We start from the raw sequence: 18,878 nt of genomic DNA on the forward strand, positions 1-18,878 counted from the left end.
CCATATGAATCTTCATAAGCGCTGCTCACCCGACTGCCTCCCCTGCGCCACCTTGGGTGGCTGTTGCAACAAACCGCGTGGCAATCGGAAGCCCTTGAAAGTCTCCTGGGTAATCGGGTTATAGGCTTTCTCGGCATTCAACCGGTAGCGCATCACCCCGTCACCCGTTCTGAAGCTCAAATCCACACTGGTTGCTGTCCTGCCATTGAGCGAGCCACGGCTGAGCAGGCGGAACATCGACCATGGACCGCGGTACTCCAGGCTGCTGCTATTGCCGTTCTGCCTGAGCAAGGTAAGACTGCTGCGCACTTGCTGCCCTTGAGTATTGGGCCAGACAATACCTGTGATCTGGCTCGGACCATGAGTGTAGGAAATCAACTGGCCATCCAGATCCAGCAAGCTGGTGCGCTGATTCTTACTCAATCCCAACGGCTCGATGCTGAGCTGCACGCTCAGATTACCGCGCTGATCGAAGAAGCTTTCGCGGATACGGTCAGCCAGCTCCAGCTGCTCGATCACATCGTCGCGAATCAGCGACTGCCCCTGCTGACCGGACCGCAGGGCTTCAAGGTTTTCCTTCAGGAAGATCTTCAAATACTGATCATTGAACTGTTGCAGACGCCCCTTTGGCCCGAAGAACGCCTCGAAGTCATCCAGGGAAGCGTCGGGGGCCCTCACCACGAAAGGATAGCGCCCTGCCAGGCGCTGCTGGAAGAAACTGTAAACCTCAGCATCCCAGCGTCGCTCCAGCTCGCGCAATGCTTCAACATTCAACACTTGCGCAGTCTGATCTGCCACCTTTCGGACTTGCTGGTTGACGGGCTCCGGCAAGCCCGTTGCCACTCGCTGCAAGGTGCTGATCGGGTCGTGCCCTGTCATCGAGAAACGCTGGTGAACAGCTTGTAGAGCGGCCTTGCCCCGGTCCGGGCTGTCCTGAACTGCCCTGGCATAGTCATGTACGGCCGCAATGGCAGCGAGGGTCTCATCGTAGTAGCTTGGTTTGTCACCTGCTGACTGCAACATGACACCAAGTCCCGAAAATGCCCGCTGGATTGCCAGAGCTTGTTGCATCTCGGGTTTGCTACTCCCTGGTCGAAGCGCTTCTGCCTCGCCCGCACCATCAAGCCCCGCAGGCAATGAAAGCGCAGTGTTGTCCCTCACCGTATTCAGCAGCCGATGCAGCGGAGCAGCGGGCCCGGTCAACTGCTCCAGGATCGCGACGCCATGGTTCAGATCGCGGAAATCAGCTATCGAAAAGGCATTCAAGGCACGCCGCCAGCTATCAATGTAATCGATGCTATAAAGGTCACGCAGGCGTTCTGTCAGCACCTCACGGTCGGTGTCCGAGTAATCGAGCTGTCCTCGCTCACCCAACGCCCACTGGTCGATCATCGCCATCTCGGCGAACCGCTGGCTACGCGGTTCAAAGTATTCCTTGAAGCCTCTGGCGGTGAGCATAGGCGCAAGCAAGACACCATCATCGCCCAGCCTGGAGCCAGAAGCCGGCTGGTAGACCACATCGAAAGCTGGCCCCACCTGATGACGCAGGTCCAAGCCTGTATGCAGCTGCTCCTGGGCCTGTTGTTTGAGGCTTGCATAGACCCGCTCCGGCAGCGGCACCTTGCGTAAGGTCTGCTGCACTTCGGCGACACGCTGACGGAACTGTGGCAGCTCGGTATCGGCATAGGCCAAGGCGTATTTCAGATGCTGCATGAGGTTGCGCTGCAGTTGCCCCTGGCCCGGGAAAGCCTGTTGCCACTGGCGGGCCATCCAGTCCTCAACCCATTCTGGCCGGCGGTTCTGCCGATCCTCGAGCATCCGGTACACCCTGAGCGTGGCCATCTGCTGCTCACTGCCTGGGGAAGCGGCGTTCATGGCGTCGATCACACCACTGGCCAAGGCCGGCAAGAAGCGCTTGGAGAGCAAACTCAGGTAGGCCTCATCAATCGAGGGGCCAATAGTGCGCCCCTGGTACAGGCCAAATTCAGCAACACCCGGCCAGGCCATTCGATAATCGCCAAATACCGCTACTGCATCACGGATCTGGTCCAGTGGCTCCAGCAGGTTGCGCCCGGTCGGGTCCAGGCGCTGGTCCACTTGGTGATGGCTGTACTCCCGGCTCTTGGCAAGCACGCTGGCTGCCTTGGTGCCGTTGATATCGAAATAGCGCTGCCAGGTGGCGATGGCGACACAGAACGCAAGGATACCTACACCGGAACCCATCCATAACAACTGGCGCTTGTTACGTGCCACCCTGACATTGTCGCCGGCGAGGCCGGCCTCCTGGTAGATGACTCTACGGAAGGCCTGCTGAATGAAGTAGACCAATGCCTTGCCTTGCCCCTTGCCTTCACGCAGGGGAAGCTTTGTCTCGTAGGGTTGTGCCGCCTCACGAACGAATGCATTGAGCATATCGCCTTGCTGCACGACGGACGACAAATAGACGCCACGTACCAGTGCCGGTGTGGTGAACCGATCGCTCGCCAACGTTTCACGCAGGAATCCCAGCAATATCGGGCGCAGGCCAACCAGTTGCGCATGCAAGGAGAACAACCGAGCCCGGGGCGGTGCACTGCCCAGCCCGTCAAGTTGGTCAAATACCTGCTCGAATAGCTCCCTGACCAAGCGACCGTAGCATTCATCGTATTCGTCCAACCAGGCGTCGAACGAATCGACCGCATCCAGTTTGAACGTGAACCCCAGCAGTTTCTCCCGCCTGGAAGCTGAGAGCTTGCTGTAGAGCTGGTCAAAGCCATCCAGCAGATCGAACTTGGATAACACCACATACAATGGCAAGCGCGAACCAAGCTGGCTACTCACCTCGTACAGACGCGTGCGCAGGACGTGAGCCAAAGCAATACGTTGCTCGGATGTGCCATGTAACAGCGCCGGCAGGTCGATGACCAGCACCAATCCATTGAGGGCTCTCTGACTTCGATTGCGCAGCAGCCATTCCAGCAGGTGGTTCCACAACTTGGCCGGAGTTCCGGACGGCAGGGAAGATTCAGGGGCATTTGAGTTCTCGAATAACGAACCTGCCGATGCTTCCTGGCGGATGAAAACACCAGGTGGGTCGATAATCACCGCGTCATTGCTGACCCACCAGCCTACCGGGTAGGCAAGCTCTTCAACTTGGTGGCCGCGCACCTGGGCCCGGTCGATGCGGGTCAGGGAGAAATTCTGGTCGGTACGCTCAACGAAGCTACTCTTGCCGGAATGTTCATCACCCAACACCAGATACCACGGCAACCGGTACAAGGCTCTGCGCCCGCCGGCACTGTCGAGATATCGCGCAAGCCCCTGGTTCAATGCCTTCTCTTGGGCGTGGACAAACGGTAACGCGCGATCCAGTTCGACGGCCACTGCCTCCTTGCGTTCCGCTTGCAGATGGCGAAAGCGCGTGCTCAATACAATAAGCCCGCAAAGTAGCGGTACCACCACGAGCACCAGGCTCGCCACGATGCGATGAGCCACATCGGCTAGCGGTTGTTGCTCACGCCACATCCATTGCGGCCCGAGCCACCAGATGGCGATCAGCATCAGCACGGCGCCAAGCCCGAGCAGCATCGGCATCGCCAGGCCAATGCGGGTAACCAGGGGCAAGCCCCAGCGTTTGAGTTGTTTCCATAGTGGGTTCATGAGGGCTCCGGATCCTTGTTCTGATCTGCCATTGCTGAAGACGTCGCATAGTGCTGGAGCCCTTGGAAAACCTCGGGTTCCCAGGCAGCAGCAGTGGTTTGCTGCATCGTCCGGGCTACTCCGGCGCATAATTCCCGGGCCAACCAGGAAACACCTCGCGTCGTCAGCAAGTCGGCGGCGATCAGCGTGGTGTGGGAGCGTTCACGAGGGGAATGGAGATCTGCTTGCATCCCTTGCAGCCTCAAGAGAAGCTGCTCTACACCAATACCCTCCAGCTGAGAGATGAGCTCCTCCCGCAGACTGCGGAACTCTTGAAAGGCAGCGCCTCGGTCAGCCACTCTTTCTCTGCCTTTGAGCCAAGCCAGGCATTGGCCATCGACGAACACCGTGCCATCGCTGAAGCACAGTTGCTGTAACGAAGGAAGGCGTTGTACAAACCGCGCTGTCGTGCTGCGAATGGCTTCGCTAACCTCGGTCATCGCCAGCCGGGACGCTATAGTCGCAGCCAGGAAGCTGCCGCGAATCCAATAAGGGGCTGCAGTGATGCTTTTCTCGATCCGATGCAGTAACGCAACATCAATCGAAGTGCCAGCTGCAGCATTTTCGTAGCCAGCGACAACTTCCGGCGGTACCGCTATCAGTCCCGTGCAGGGCCGCTGTCTGACTGCAGGCGCGCTCTGGATATGGGCCCATAAGCCGAAGCGACGTAGCTGGTAGCCAACCGGGTCGTAGGGATCCTGCTGATTGATGAGCTCGGCCATACTCAACACGGCACGCCGCGTTTCGCGCTCGTTGCCAATCGAAGCCCGGGGCACTGGCCTTGCAATGACATCAGCAATTGACGCTGGCTGGGTGCTTGCAATGGGCGCAGCAACCTCGCCAACACCGTTGGCAAGGTCCGTTTGTTCAAGTAACAGCCGCTCCAGCCTGCTCAGAACAGCTGCATCCAGCTGTGCGGCGTCTCGTTGCCGGGTCAAACGCGTCAACGCGTCCTGCGCGGTCAGCGCAAGAGCAGGGGTGTACGTGAAACGGTCCAGGCGCGGCAGTGTTTCGATCAAGCGATCAAGCACAAGGCCAACCAGCTTGCGCTTGCCCAGGAAGCCTTTGGGCCCCGGTTTTGGATGAGCGGCTTCCCAATAGCACTCCACCATCCCGGCTAGCAACGCCAGGGTGACTCCCCAGCGCTCCCAACAACCGCTGCGCAGCCACACGACACCCAGGTGTGCGACGATCCGCAAGTGCTTGCACTGTTTGCCCAGATACTGACAGGACGCCTCTTCGATGTAGCTCCAGTCGATTGACGCCTCCTGTAGCCCACCCAGCTTGACCATCTCCTGGTCAATGGCCTGGTAGGTTTCGTCCTCCATGTCGAACAGGCCAGCCGGTACTGCCGGATCGATCGGCATAAGCAACCGGGTGAGTTGCTCTTCCCCCCACCCAGTTACCAGCGACATGTGCTACGCGCCTTGCTGATCAATGGGTCGAGCCCCTGGGCATCGAACATGAGGCCATCAACCTCGGGTTTGTCGCTGAGCAGCCGTATGCGTTGAGCTCCGATCAGCTTCTTGATCTGCTCGATGGCTGGCAGCCCTCGCCCCGCATCCAGTACCTGGCCGTTTTCCATCACTTGCCAGGGCCTTGCAACCGTGGCTCCACGCATCCCCTGCAACTGTACCCTCACCCATCTCGCGTCCAGGGGCCGCGCGCTAATGAACTGCAGCCTGGAAATACCCTCCACACAGCTGATAGCCAGGTACGGGCGTGGCTCGGCCGAGGCAATTGCCGGTGCTGATATCACTAACCCATGCATCCGCAAGTCCCCCTCATCCGTACTTGCGATGAAAGTCAGGTCATCTGGCTCTCGCGCGGCTTCGTTTGCCATCACCCGCAACACACTCGCTGCTCCCTGCTCGGGTGCTGACCACTGTCGCTTTATTACATATGCAGGCGTCTTCGCTGCTTCATCAAAGCAAGCCAGACGCTCCACGTTAGACACGATCCCAGGGCAGTCCCGCACTGGGCTCGCTAACGCCGGCGGCAGGCAAAATATCAACGAGAGAACAGTGCTACAGGAATAGCGAGCAATCATCGTAAGTCCACTCTCCTTTCAAAATAACAAATACGTCCTACATGACAAATCGCACTTTCCTACAAGATAATCCAACCGAAACAAGCAAGATTCAAAACATCAAACCGAACGAAACGCCTGGAGCCTAGTACATCGCAAACAGGTAACACAAACAAATATTTCCTTACATCTTTGCACTCGACTCACAGCGCACTTCAAGCGCATGGTTTTTATGCATCAGCAAACTTAGACACCGCCACGCGTTTACCAATAAACGCAAACATGTAGGACGCTTCCTACATATGAAAAAGACAAGCAAGGATATCAGGCCATGAGTAAATCCTCCGGCTCCGTTGCGCCTAAAGAGCGCATCAACATTAAATACGTACCGGCCACCAGTGGCGAACAGGCCGAAGTAGAGCTACCTCACAAGATGCTTGTCATGGGCGACTTCGGCCTGGATGACAACCGCGCCCTGGAAGATCGTGCGGTCATGCACATTGACAAGCACACCTTCAACAATGTGCTGAGCGATGCCGAGGTGCGCCTGGATATCTCCGTGCCGTCCATGCTCAGTGCAGCCCCGGATGCAGAACTGGCAGTCCATCTGCAGTTCAAGTCGATCAACGACTTCGGGCCCGACTGCATCGCTCGCCAGGTACCAGAGCTGAACAAACTGCTTCAGTTGCGCGAGGCGTTAGTCGCCCTGAAAGGCCCGCTGGGCAACGTGCCAACTTTTCGCAAGCAGCTGCAACATCTGTTGAACAACGAGCAAGCCCGTAAACAACTCGCGAAAGAACTCGACCTGGTGCTCAAGGCGCCAAAAGAAGACTGAGACAACGGAGCGTCCCAATGCCGAAGCCAAGCAACACCAACATCGCCGTCGAATCAACTAGCGAGGCATTGAGCAACACTGCCTTGCTCGACCAGATCATGGCAGAAACCAAATTGGCACCTGCTCAAGAGGGCTATCAGGTTGCTCGCCAGGGAGTATCTGCGTTCATCGCCGAAATCCTCAAGAGCAATGACCCAGATCAACTGATCAACAAGCATCGCGTCGACCAGATGATTGCAGAGCTGGATCGGGTGCTCAGCAGACAGATGGATACCATTCTTCATCAGCCTGAGTTCCAACAGCTTGAATCCTCGTGGCGCAGTCTGAAACTTCTGGTGGACCGCACGGACTTCCGCGAGAACATAAAGCTCGACGTCTTGCATGTTTGCAAGGAAGACCTGCTCGATGATTTCGAGAACGCGGCCGATATTACCTGCAGTGGCATCTACAAACACGTCTACACCCAAGGATATGGCCAATTTGGCGGCGAACCGGTTGCAGCCATGGTCGGCAACTACAACTTCGGCCCCTCCTCCCCGGACATCAAGCTACTTCGCTACTTGGCCTCCGTTGGTGCCATGTCGCATGCGCCGTTCCTGGCGGCCCCTTCTCCGGAGTTCTTCAACCTCAGCAGCTTTGAGGAATTGCCCAACCTCAAGGAGATCAAGGACATCTTCGCCGGCCCACGGCATGCCAAATGGCGCGCTTTCCGAGAAAGTGAAGATGCCCGTTACACCGCACTGACCGGACCGCGCTTCATGCTTCGCTCCGCCTACCACCACGAGGAGAAATCAATCGAGAGCTTCAACTACGACGAAGACATCGCCGGCCGGCATGACAACTATTTATGGGGCAACTCCGCCTTCCTGCTGGCCAGTTGCATAAACGACAGCTTTGCCCGCTACCGCTGGTGCCCGAACATAATCGGCCCGCAGTCGGGCGGTGCCGTCGAAGATCTGCCGGTGCATCTGTATGAGTCCCTGGGGCAACTGCAGGCCAAAATCCCTACCGAGGTGCTGATTTCCGACCGAAAAGAGTTCGAACTGGCCGAAGAGGGTTTCATCGCCCTGACCATGCGTAAGGACAGTGACAACGCCGCTTTCTTCTCGGCCAATTCAGTACAGAAACCGAAGAACTTCCCCAAGACACCCGAAGGCGTACAGGCCCAGACCAACTACAAGCTCGGCACTCAGTTGCCCTACCTGTTCATCGTCAACCGGCTGGCCCATTACATCAAGGTGCTGCAGCGCGAGCAGATCGGCAGCTGGAAAGAACGGCGCGATCTTGAATGCGAGCTCAACAAATGGATCAAGCAGTATGTCGCCGATCAGGAGAACCCTTCTGCCGATGTACGCTGCCGTCGGCCGCTACGAGCTGCCAGCGTTGAAGTTTCAGACGTTGCCGGTGATCCAGGCTGGTACCAGGTCTCGCTCGCCGTGCGCCCGCACTTCAAATACATGGGTGCGAACTTCGAAATCTCCCTGGTCGGGCGGCTCGACACGCAATGAGAGGTTTTTTCGATCGATTGATGGCGGACCAGTCTGCCAATCGGGCGCCATCTCGGCAGGAGAACGCTTCCCACAAGTTCGCGGCCATCAAGCGCCATCTCGAAACACTGCTCAACGCCCGCCAAGGTTGCTCACAGAGCAGCCCTGAGCTGGGCCTGCGCGACGTCAACGGGCACGACACCAGCAGCGGCGATCTGCTTGAGCAAGTGAGCGTTGATATTCGCCGCACCATCCAGCGCTTTGAACCACGCATACAAGTGCATGCGCTCAAAGCAGTGCCCGATTGTTACTCCCCGCTGGAGTTGCATTTCAGGCTGGACTGCCAGGTGCAGGTCAATGACCACACGGAGCAGCTGCAACTGGAGCTGCTGGTCAACGGACACAACCGCCATACCCGAGTGAGGTGACCCATGTCACTGAAAGACCGATTCAACGAAGAACTGCGCTACCTGCATGAATTGGGAAACGACTTCGCCAAGGACAACCCACAGCTGGCTCGGCTGCTTGGCAACGGCGGTAGCGACCCCGATGTCGAACGCCTGATGGAAGCCTTTGCGTTCCTGACGGCCAAGCTACGACTGAAGCTGGAAGACGACCTGCCAGAGCTGACGCACCCTATGCTGCAGTTGCTGTGGCCCAACTACCTTCGGCCGCTGCCCAGTGTAACGATCATCCAGTTCACACCACGCAAGCAATCGCTCAGCCAGTCACAACAGATCGCCAAGGGTTCAAGGTTGTTCTCAAAACCCGTGGACGGTGTCGCCTGTGAATTTCGCACCTGCACAGCAGTAAACATTCATCCGTTCGAAATCGACGCAGTAGGCGAAACCCAGGCCCTCGACAGCTCCGTGGTTCACATCGATCTTCAAACCCTGGTCGAGCGGCCATTGAATACCTTGGGCTGTGCCAGCCTCGACTTCCACCTCAGCGGTAATCACCGCACCGCCCGCACGCTCTATTTATGGATCTCTCAATACCTCGAGTATGTCAGCGTGACCATCAATGGCGAGGTTCGCCGATTGCCGGCCAGCAGCATCGCCTTTCCGGGTTTCAACCCTGACGAAGCCCTGCTGCCCTATCCGCAGAACGTCTTCGATGGCTACCGGATCCTGCAGGAGTACTTCATCTTCCCACAACGCTTTCACTTCTTCGCTGTGACTGGACTGGAAAGCCTGTGGCCCGCAGACCAAAGCGCCAAGGTACGTATCAAGCTGCACTTCACCCGCCAGCTTCCCGACTTGCTGCGTGTCGGCAAGGCAGACTTCAGGCTGTTTTGCACACCTGCAGTCAACCTGTTCAAGCACAGCGCCGAGCCCATCGACCTATCCAGCGATGTCGCACAGGTCGAGCTGAAGCCTAAAGGTGCAGAGCGCTACGCTTACGAGATTTTCAGCATCGATGAAGTGATCAGTACCCGCACCACGACTGACGGCAGCACCGGCGAGCACCTGAGAACCTTCCGCCCCTTCGAGTCGTTCGCCCATGAAATCGAACATGTACAAGGGCGCACGGCGTTGTACTACCGCTACCAGCTCGAAGAATCCCTGCGCGGCGATGGCGTCACACATCGCATCGCTTTCGTGCGTGCCGATGCCAACGCCTACATTGGCGAGCTGGAAACAGCATCCATCGACCTGACCTGCACCAATCGCGACCTGCCACTGGCGTTGGGCATCGATGACATCAACGTGCTCACCGAAATCACGCCGCCCCTGGCTACCTACACCAACATCTGCGCCCCCACCCGCCCGTACAGGCCGGTGCTGGATGGCCAGTTGCAGTGGGCCTTGATCTCCAACATGTCGCTCAACTACCTGTCGCTGCTCTCGGTCGACCCACTGAAAGCGGTCATTCGCGCCTATGACTTCGCCGCGTTGCACGACATCCAGCAAACACGCACCACCCGCAAGCGCCTCGATGGCATCCGTGATGTTCACACAACACCCTTAGATTGGCTCATCCAGGGGCAACCCATTCGTGGTCTGCACACCCGGCTGAAGCTGGACCAGGCCGCCTTCCTCTGCGAAGGCGACTTGTATCTGTTCAGTTGCGTGCTCGCGCACTTCTTCGCGCTGTACGCCAGCATCAATTCCTTCCATCAACTGGAAGTGATCAACACCACCAATAACGAGCACTACACATGGCCAATCCAGACCGGCAAACAACCGCTGATCTAGCCGACAAGCTGCTCGCCGAGGCGCACCAGTACAACTTCTTTCAGTTGCTGGAGCGCTTGCACGGGCTGCATGGTGATGACCTTGAACCACGCTGGTCGAGCGAGGCCACCCGGTTACGTGTGCGCCTTGCCAGCGACCCGCGCCTGACCTTCCCCGTTTCGGACGTATACAAAGCCGAACGGATGCCCGGCGAGGAACAGCGCTATCGCGTGTGCGCCACTTTCATGGGTTTGCACGGTACTGACTCGCCTTTGCCCACTTATTACCTGGAGCAGGTGGCATACGAGCATGCACAGGGTATTGGTGTGCGGCCGGCTTTCTTCGATTTCTTCAACCACTACCTGCTCAGCCTGCTGCATCGCATCTGGCGTAAATATCGCTACTACATCCGCTTTCAGCCGGGAGCCACCGATGGGTTCTCACAGTACATCTTTGCTCTGCTTGGTTTGAACGACAAGCAGCTGCGAGGGGACACCGCACTGCCGTGGAGCCGGCTGCTGAGTTTTGCCGGCGTCATCGCCAGTCGCAGTCGTGCACCGGGAACCGTGGCCGGCATCATTGCCCACTGTTTCGACCTCAAGCATGTACAGATCCGCGAGTTTGAAACCCGCTCGGTACCCACTACGACCAAACAGCTTGTAAGCCTCGGGCGCAGCAACGGCGAGCTGGGCAGCACGTTCATGGTCGGCAGCCGCACGCGCACCCGCAGCAGCAAGTTCACTATCGTGATCAGCGAACTGGACCAGGCGCAATTGCGCGACTTGCTACCCACCGGCATCAATTTCGGCCGCTTGCGCGCACTAATCGACTTTCTGCTGCGTGATGGTCTGGCCTACGACCTGGAACTGCGCCTTAAGCAGAACGCTCTTTCGCCTTTCTGCCTGCACCGCAGCCGAGGAGCCCATCTGGGCTGGACTAGTTTCATAGATGACCGCCACGGCCAGATCAGCCCCGTCGTCCAGTTCCGGGGGCGCTCATGAGTACGTTGACCTTGAACATCACCAATCTCGACCAATTGCAGCACACCGTCACCGCGCGGCATCGGTTCGATTGCACGGGCGGCACCATCGGCAGCAAGGCAGCCACCTGGCTGATCAATGATCGTGACCAGACCGTCGCACCAATTCACTGCGAAATCCGCTGGATCGAGGGCAGCTTCTGTGTGATCGATCACTGCAATCGCACCTATCTGAACGACAGCATCGTCAGCCTGGGAGAGATAACTGCGAGACGGCTTCTTGAGGGTGATCAGCTTCGTGTCGGCGCCTATCGGCTGTTGGTTCAGTACTCACAAACCGATGCGCGCTCACTTGAGGACCTGCTCAACCCTGGCCAAAGGGTACTCGACCAGTTGATAGCCGATATGCCGACCGGGACTTGGCAACCAATGCCTCCAGCCGCCCGGGATACCACTGAGATCTACTCGGTCTTCGAGCTGGGCGTGGGGAATGATCCCTTGGCGGCATTGGATGCAGTGACCGTTATGGGGTTATCGCACGAAACCCCACTGCAGCGCCTGATTGCAGGAGGACACTCATGACGCGACATCCGCTCGCAGTCACCCTGTTGGCCGTGTTAATCGGGCTTTCAGGCTGCACTTCCCTGAGCAGAGTGAGCCAAGTAATCATGGACCCCTCGCTGCCCATTGGACCGCCCAAGGATCACCCAACCAAGGTCGCGTTCAGCATCAATGCCAGCCCTACCCTCAACGGCAACCCGAACAGCCTCGATATCGCAACTGAACATGAGAGCGTCCTGGAGCCCAGCCCCTACGCCGTGAGCCTGAGTGCAGGAGACCCCTACGCACTGACCGAAAAAGTCGGAACGTTGTTCGAATATCTCCAAGAGCAATTCCCCGCTGTTTCGCCTGCCGTCATGGACGAGGATGAAGGCACTGAGCTGGCTTATTCGCCACTGGAGGAAAGCACACCCGGCAGCTACGACGACCCGACAGTGGTGCTTACCTTGCCGCGCGCTACAACCCTGGCCACAGAGCCGGTCGCTACGCCCATTGCCATCAAGATCCTGCAGCTAAGCGACGACTCTCTGCTACGCAACAGCGTGTATCAACTGCTGGACAAGGACCCGGCCAAGGTACTGCGCAACACCTACATTCGTGATGACGATTACTTGCTGCGCCCAGGCCAGTTCAAGTTCATCCCCTTTGCGCCCATCGAGCCCGAGACCCGCTTCGTAGCAGTAATCGGTGACTACCGAAGCCAGGAAAACGCAACCTGGCGCCAAGTGCTGCGCATTCCTCCACGCGGACACCAGATCATTCTGTCGGTGTTGGTCAACGACACGCAGATCCTGCTCAAGGAAGAAGACTGATGGCGCTATCAGTCCTGCCCTTCTCGCTTACTCACACTGACATGGAGCGCACATGAGTTCACGTAATCCCGTCCTTTGGCCTGAGGGCCTGTTCGTCAAACCCCAGCATTTCCAGCAGGCGGCCCGGGCCAGCGAGGCGGCCTTGCACCAACGCCTTGGTAGCCTCAATGCAGCCTTTTACGGGTTCAGCGAACTTCAGCTGAATGACGAGTACCTCACCCTGGGCAAAATCGCCATTACCCGGGCCCGAGGCATCATGCCAGACGGCACGGTGTTCGATATCCCGGCTGATCGTCCACCACCACCGCCACTGGAAATCGAAGATGACGCTTCGAAGGACAGCGAAGTGTATCTATGCCTGCCCCTGCGCACCGATGGTGGCCGTGAAGTGAGCTGGCCCGACAATGCCGCCAACTTTCGCTACATCGCCCAGGCACAGGAAATCAAGGATACTCATAGCGCTGACGGCGATCTGGTGCAGGTCGACCTGGCCGTCCCCAACCTGCAGCTCAAACGCAAGGCCGAAGACAGCAGCGCTTACACCCGCCTGGCCTTGGCACGAATCCTGGAACGCCGCCCCGATGGCAGCCTGCAGCTGGATGAAGCGTTCTACCCCACCTGCGTGACAGTGCGGGCAATACCGGCGCTGCAACGCTTTCTTGAGGAAATTACCAACACCATGTGCGAAAGGGGGCGCAACCTCGCTGCACGCATTGGCGGAGCAGGCCAGTCTGGCATCGCTGATATTCGCGACTTCAACCTGTTGCAAGCCATGAACCGCTGGTGGCCCTGCTTCCAGCACCTGGCCAGGCAAACCCAGACACACCCCGAACAGCTCTACCTGAGCATGAGCCAGGCCTGTGGCGAACTTGTGACCTTCACCGACGAAAATCGGCTGCCACAGGAATACCCCGCCTATCACCACACAGCGCTGCGCACCTCGTTCAAGCCGCTGGAAGACACGCTTCGCCGAGCACTAAGTACTGTCCTGCAACCGCGCGCCGTGTCGTTACCACTGAAGACACTGGACTATGGCGTGATGACGACCACGCTGGAGGACCACCGACTGATCGATGAGGCTGACTTCATCCTTGCGGTGCGCGCCCACCTGCCTCCTCAGGTGCTACGCCAGATGTTCGTGCAGAAAGCCAAAGTTACTTCACTCGAATCACTGAACGAGCTGGTGCCATTGCAACTACCAGGCATCCCGTTGACCCCATTGCCGGTGGCACCTCGCGACCTGCCTTTTCACGCTGGCTTCAGCTATTTCGAACTGGATCGGCGGGACCCGGCGTGGGTATGCATGAAGACCGCGAACGGCTTCGGTATCCACATTGCAGGGGACTTCCCTGGGCTTGAGCTGCAATTTTGGGCAATCAGGAGTGAATGAGATGGAAGAAAAAAGCATTGCACCCGATGCCAAAAATGTCGAAGGGGCGCGGCTGCACTCGAAGCTCAAGACGCCATTACCCACTTCGATAACGTCTGAAGCCCCTGAGCAGAAGCCAAAGCCAGAGCCCGTTCATGAAGGCTACCCGGCTGATCCACACTTCCAGCTACGGGGGGGCTACGACAATCTGATGCTGGATGCTGCTGCACCACTGTTCGGCCTGGCCATACGCCTGCGCACACTGGATGAATTGCCAAACATCAAAGATGTACACCAGAAAGTGCGCAAGCAGATCGAGAACATTCAGGAAGAAATGCGCCAACACGGCTACGAGCCCGCTCAAGCATTGGCATATTCGTACGCTCTGTGTCTGTACATCGATGAAGCGGTGATGGAAAGGCCCTGGGGCAAGAACAGCTGCTGGAGCCAGGAACCACTGCTCAGCATCTTCCATGACGAAACCTGGGGTGGGGAGAAATTTTTTACGGTGCTGTCCCGCTTGATGCAGGAGCCCGCTCGCTACCAGGACGTACTGGAGTTCATGTACTTCGCGTTGTGCCTTGGCCTGAGGGGCAAGTACGCCATTGCGCCAAAGGGCGAAGAAACGCTGAACGCACTCATCCACCAGCTTCACGGGATGTTACGTGAACTGCGCGGGCCTACCCCGGAAGAGATATGTGACCCCTACACCAATGTGGCTCCGCGCAACTTCCGTATGAACCGGCAATTGCCGTGGTGGAGCCCTTTGGTCATTTCCGTCCTTGCCATGGCCGTGGCCTATGGAATCTATAGCTATCGCCTGCACCTGATTACCACCGAGGTGCTGGAATCACTCAACGGAATTTTACAGCAGTAAGTAGCTGAAATTCGGCACCACTGCCTTCAACGAATTGGCGAGGCTCCACCTCGTTAAAAAATCCATCGTTTCCGATGGCCACGCCTTTATAAATATTGGCGTGTATACCTACTGAAATTGGGAGCACATCATGGCATCACCAGCTTATTTAAAAATCAACGGCAAGGTACAAGGCAACATCAGTGAGGGCGCCAGCACTTCCGAGTCGATTGGCAACATTTATCAATCGGAGTTCGCAGATGAGATCATGGTGCAAAAAATCGAGCACGAGATAAACACCCCGATCGATCCACAGAACGGCCAGCCCTCGGGAAAGCGCGTTCATGGCCCTTACAAAGTCACCTTCACAACCAACAAATCAAAGCCCTTGCTGCTGGAATCGATCTGCAAGGCAGAGTTGCTCCCAGAAGTTGTAATCACACAATACAGAGCAACCAGCGAAGATCCAAATGAGCTGTATTACAGAACTACACTTACGGACGCGACCATCATCAAACTGAGAACCGAGCAGCCCCACGCACAAGAAGATACACCGACGCCCCGGCACCAGGAGGTTGAAGTCTGGTTCTCCTACCGGAAAATCACAGAATGCCATGAGGTCTGCGGCACCGAAGGATCCGATGACTGGCAAAAGACTTGAAACGCCAACACTCCTCTAAGGTACCGGGTGTTCCGGGCAGCTTGCTGCCTGGGCACCCTTCAAACTATCAGACGGCAGACAAGGAATTCTTATGCCTAGCCAATCTGACCTGCATTACAGCTTCCGACCTCTCGCTAGCCGATTAGAGTTCGAGGTGGCTTCCTTTACACTCAAGGAAGGCATTAGCACTAATTTCCAATTAGAGCTGGAATTGATCAGCCATGAAAACGATTTAGACTTCGGTCATTTACTCGACAAACCTGCACTGTTCACCATCTCCCGTGCAAACTGCCCTTTGCGGTATGTCCATGGTCTAATCAGCACGTTCAACCAAGGCGACAGTGGCCCTCATCGCACACGCTATAGCGCGGTAGTCGAACCGCAACTGGCGCGCGCCAACCTGCGCTCGAACTGGCGTATTTTCCAGCACAAGACCGTTCCGCAAATTCTTGAATTGATGCTCCAGCGCCAAGGCATCGCACAGTACGAACTGCGGGCAAGCATGGACCACCAGATTCGCGAATTCTGCGTTCAGGCCGGCGAGACCGACCTTGAGTTCATCGCTCGCCTGGCTGCTGAAGAAGGCTTCATCTACCGCTTCGAGCACAGTGAAAAACTCCACAAACTGATCATCACAGACCGGCTGCAATCGCTCGGCCTGATCAGCCATGGGATCAAAAAGGCCAAGGATGAAGACGAGCGCTTTCTCGAAGTGGACGGGCTGCTCGATCCCAATACGGTCCTCTATAGAGCCAATAGCGGTGGCGCCCAGGCGAAACCCTGCCTGCGGCGCTTGCGCTACAGCGAGCAGGTGCGCACGGCACGTCAGGTTCAGCGCGACTACACCTTCACCAACCCGGCCTATCGCCAGGAGCACAGAGCCGCCGGCCCCTTCCTGGAACATCAATCCAGCGAGTACGAACGCTTCGATTACCCTGGCCGCTACAAGCGCGATGCCGTTGGCAAACCGTTCACTGAAAACCGCATCACCGCACTGCGACACGATGTGCGTGTTGCTGAAGTCGGGGGTGATGATGTACGCCTGCAGCCCGGCCTCGGTTTTACACTTGGAGGCCACCCGCGCGCTGATTTCAACGTGCTTTGGCGAGTAACTACGGTCACTCATGAAGGCAGCCAGTTCACCAGCCTGCAAGAAGAAGCCGCCGGCGTCGACCAGAGCACACGCTACGAGCAGATCGCACAGCTCGTCCCCGGCAGAACGGAGTGGCGCCCTGCTCCGCTGAATAAACCTCGCGTCGACGGGCCGCACATGGCGACCGTCGTAGGCCCGCGCGGTGAAGAGATCTATTGCGATGAATGGGGCAGAGTCAAGGTCAGCTTCCCTTGGGACCGTGAAAGCCAGGACAACGAATTCAGCTCCTGCTGGGTGCGGGTATCCCAAGGCTGGGCCGGAGGCAGTTGGGGCTCGATGGCTATTCCACGTATTGGCCAGGACGTGATCATCCAGTACGTCAATGGCGACCCCGACCAGCCAATCATCACCGGGCGCACCTACTGCGGTGATCAGTTGCCGCCCTACGACCTGCCCAGACACAAAACACGTATGACGATCAAAAGCCAGACGCATAAGGGCGATGGCTTCAACGAACTGCGTTTTGAAGATGAACTGGGCCAGGAAGAAGTCTACATACATGCACAGAAGGACCAGAACATTGTGGTCAGGCACGATGAGACGACTCAGGTCGGCAATGACCGCAAGGAACAGGTCAATAACGACGAATCGATTCTGATCGGCCGTGACCGCACTGAAACGGTTGGCAATGATGAGCGCGTCACTATCGGGCATGACGCCGCTCTCGACATTGGTCGAAACCAGACAATCAAGATAGCCAAGGATCGTATTGAAGCCATCGGCAATCACCGCCACGACCAGATCGCAGCCAATCACCACACCAGTATCGGCGGCAATCTCGAGCAGCAGGTCGAGGGGCATGCCGAGCTTGAAGCCCGGGGCGAAATCCGCAGGCGTACCCGCCGCTATGAGCTTTGCACAGCAGAAGCTGTGATCATCAAAGGCCCTGGGGGCTCCATTCAGATCGATGAAACAGGCATCACCCTGGACAGCCCGACAATACGAATCAACGGCCAGATGCTGAAATCGGCAGACGGGGCAACCAACCTGTTTTCCATCAGTGGTGCGCCGGTCAATGGCAACCCGCTGGATCGTCAGTGCGGTCGCCGCCCCGATGGTTCCTGCCCGTTGCCCGACTGCCGCTGCATCAGAGGGCAAGGTCAATGAAAACTGCGCCCTCAAACACGCTGCCAAGCGTGCATTTCGGGAACAATGCGCGCTTTCTGCTGCTCATGACCATTGTGCTCGAGCACTCGGCCTACCAGCCAATATCCCAGATACTCCCGAATGGCGAGCTGGTCCCGGCCTATGCCCCTTCGGTACTTGAACTTATCAATGAAGTCAGCCGCAACACCCAGCATGCGTGGCTGTGGCGGGGTAGTGCTGTAGATGACCGCCATGACTTTGGGCCGTTGCTGGTAAACGTGTCAGACGCGCCCGAACTGCTTGCTCATGCAATATCTACCTGGATGCCCATTGGCGGTGCCATCGCACTGAATGCCGATATTGGCTTTGCCGAGCTGGCAGACCATTTCTCCAGCCTTGTACAGATCTCGCTTCCGGATCGGGGGCTGGCCACTTTCCAGTTCAAGCCAGACCACCTTGCAGCCTGGCTGGATGCGCTGGATGACGACCATCGGACTACCTGGCTTGGGCCTGTGTGTTCGCTAGCCTGGCGAGTCAACTGGGGGCCGGCTCACGAGTGGAAAACACTTGAACGCAGCCCGACCACTGCCCGTTCTTTTTCGCAAGCCCCACTCTCCCTGCGCAAACTTGAACTTGAGCGGCTGCAAGCAGGCATGCATGAACACTTCGTGCTCACGTTGGCACACGAGGTGTTAGCCCTGCCACAACACGACCGCCACACACTGGCCGACATCAGGCACTGGATTGAAAGCCTGCTGCCGCAACTGAAAGCCCTCAACTTTCGCGACGAGGAAGTCGCCGGGCAGTTCATCAGGCTGATCGCCAGGCACATGTGGCTCATGAGCAACGATGAGGCCGGGAAGATCTACACCAACCTCAAGGAGTCACCCCAGAGCCGCCTCCGCGAACTGCACGCATTGATCGAAAGCAAGGAGCCCGTCCATGAATGACGCCAGTGTCAGCAGCGCCACCTCCGGGCCGGCCTGTAGCGCACGCATCCCCATCCTGCCGGTGCGCTACGCCATCGTGCCGCGCACCGGCGATATGCCCGCCTGCCGCTATGCCGACGCAGGCTTCAACCTCGAACAAGGCTTCGGGCCGCTGCAACACTCTGCCTACACCCTGCGCGCGCTGCGACCGGGCTATGTCTACGTGTTCATGCAAGGCGCTCTGGGCCAGAAGCTGGTCATCCATG

The 18,878-nt window shown here is 57.7% G+C and carries 16 protein-coding genes; 13 read left to right on the forward strand and 3 right to left on the reverse strand.

What is annotated here, in order from left to right:
- Positions 1-12: 12 nt before the first annotated feature.
- The 3 genes from tssM to vasI are packed head-to-tail and all read right to left on the reverse strand — an operon-like array spanning position 13 to position 5,728.
- On the reverse strand, positions 13-3,639 hold the full coding sequence (gene tssM, locus CAY82_RS08570; RefSeq protein WP_087500840.1) for a type VI secretion system membrane subunit TssM: 3,627 nt from the start codon (positions 3,637-3,639) through the stop codon (positions 13-15).
- Positions 3,636-5,093: a type VI secretion system protein TssA gene (gene tssA / locus CAY82_RS08575; protein WP_087500841.1), complete on the reverse strand. Its 1,458-nt coding sequence runs from the start codon at positions 5,091-5,093 to the stop codon at positions 3,636-3,638. Before tssA ends, tssM begins: the two co-directional genes overlap by 4 nt.
- The gene (gene vasI / locus CAY82_RS08580) at positions 5,081-5,728 is read right to left on the reverse strand and encodes a type VI secretion system-associated protein VasI (protein ID WP_087500842.1); all 648 of its coding nucleotides are present in this window, start codon (positions 5,726-5,728) and stop codon (positions 5,081-5,083) included. Before vasI ends, tssA begins: the two co-directional genes overlap by 13 nt.
- Before the next feature lie 310 nt (positions 5,729-6,038).
- Between vasI and tssB the strand changes: the two genes are divergently transcribed.
- The 13 genes from tssB to CAY82_RS08645 all read left to right on the forward strand — a co-directional run.
- Positions 6,039-6,542: a type VI secretion system contractile sheath small subunit gene (gene tssB, locus CAY82_RS08585; protein WP_087500843.1), complete on the forward strand. Its 504-nt coding sequence runs from the start codon at positions 6,039-6,041 to the stop codon at positions 6,540-6,542.
- A 17-nt stretch (positions 6,543-6,559) separates the two neighbouring features.
- Positions 6,560-8,050 (forward strand): type VI secretion system contractile sheath large subunit, encoded by a 1,491-nt coding sequence (tssC, locus tag CAY82_RS08590; RefSeq protein ID WP_087500844.1) that lies wholly within the window; start codon positions 6,560-6,562, stop codon positions 8,048-8,050.
- The gene (gene tssE / locus CAY82_RS08595) at positions 8,047-8,457 is read left to right on the forward strand and encodes a type VI secretion system baseplate subunit TssE (RefSeq protein WP_087500845.1); all 411 of its coding nucleotides are present in this window, start codon (positions 8,047-8,049) and stop codon (positions 8,455-8,457) included. The genes tssC and tssE overlap by 4 nt, the downstream gene beginning before the upstream one ends.
- 3 nt (positions 8,458-8,460) lie before the next feature.
- Positions 8,461-10,227: a type VI secretion system baseplate subunit TssF gene (gene tssF, locus CAY82_RS08600; RefSeq protein ID WP_087500846.1), complete on the forward strand. Its 1,767-nt coding sequence runs from the start codon at positions 8,461-8,463 to the stop codon at positions 10,225-10,227.
- Entirely contained in the window at positions 10,191-11,207 is a 1,017-nt protein-coding gene (tssG, locus tag CAY82_RS08605) for a type VI secretion system baseplate subunit TssG (protein WP_087500847.1), read from the forward strand. The genes tssF and tssG overlap by 37 nt, the downstream gene beginning before the upstream one ends.
- Positions 11,204-11,767 (forward strand): FHA domain-containing protein, encoded by a 564-nt coding sequence (locus tag CAY82_RS08610; protein ID WP_087500848.1) that lies wholly within the window; start codon positions 11,204-11,206, stop codon positions 11,765-11,767. Before tssG ends, CAY82_RS08610 begins: the two co-directional genes overlap by 4 nt.
- Entirely contained in the window at positions 11,764-12,558 is a 795-nt protein-coding gene (gene tssJ, locus CAY82_RS08615; protein ID WP_087500849.1) for a type VI secretion system lipoprotein TssJ, read from the forward strand. The genes CAY82_RS08610 and tssJ overlap by 4 nt, the downstream gene beginning before the upstream one ends.
- 52 nt (positions 12,559-12,610) lie before the next feature.
- Complete coding sequence (gene tssK, locus CAY82_RS08620) at positions 12,611-13,948, forward strand: type VI secretion system baseplate subunit TssK (RefSeq protein WP_087500850.1); 1,338 nt, start codon at positions 12,611-12,613, stop codon at positions 13,946-13,948.
- Between the two features lies 1 nt (position 13,949).
- Complete coding sequence (icmH, locus tag CAY82_RS08625) at positions 13,950-14,804, forward strand: type IVB secretion system protein IcmH/DotU (RefSeq protein ID WP_087500851.1); 855 nt, start codon at positions 13,950-13,952, stop codon at positions 14,802-14,804.
- 130 nt (positions 14,805-14,934) lie between these two features.
- Positions 14,935-15,444 (forward strand): Hcp family type VI secretion system effector, encoded by a 510-nt coding sequence (locus tag CAY82_RS08630; protein ID WP_087500852.1) that lies wholly within the window; start codon positions 14,935-14,937, stop codon positions 15,442-15,444.
- Positions 15,445-15,535: 91 nt separating this feature from the next.
- Positions 15,536-17,704, forward strand: a complete 2,169-nt coding sequence (locus CAY82_RS08635) for a type VI secretion system Vgr family protein (protein ID WP_087500853.1) — start codon at positions 15,536-15,538, stop codon at positions 17,702-17,704.
- Positions 17,701-18,633 carry a DUF4123 domain-containing protein gene (locus tag CAY82_RS08640; protein WP_087500854.1) on the forward strand — a complete coding sequence of 311 codons (933 nt, stop codon included), beginning with the start codon at positions 17,701-17,703 and terminating at the stop codon, positions 18,631-18,633. The genes CAY82_RS08635 and CAY82_RS08640 overlap by 4 nt, the downstream gene beginning before the upstream one ends.
- Positions 18,626-18,878, forward strand: a 253-nt coding sequence (locus CAY82_RS08645) for a toxin VasX (RefSeq protein WP_218190827.1), incomplete at its 3' end; no start/stop codon positions are given. The genes CAY82_RS08640 and CAY82_RS08645, both read left to right, overlap by 8 nt.

This window comes from Pseudomonas sp. SID14000, from assembly GCF_002165135.1.
Lineage (GTDB): Bacteria > Pseudomonadota > Gammaproteobacteria > Pseudomonadales > Pseudomonadaceae > Aquipseudomonas.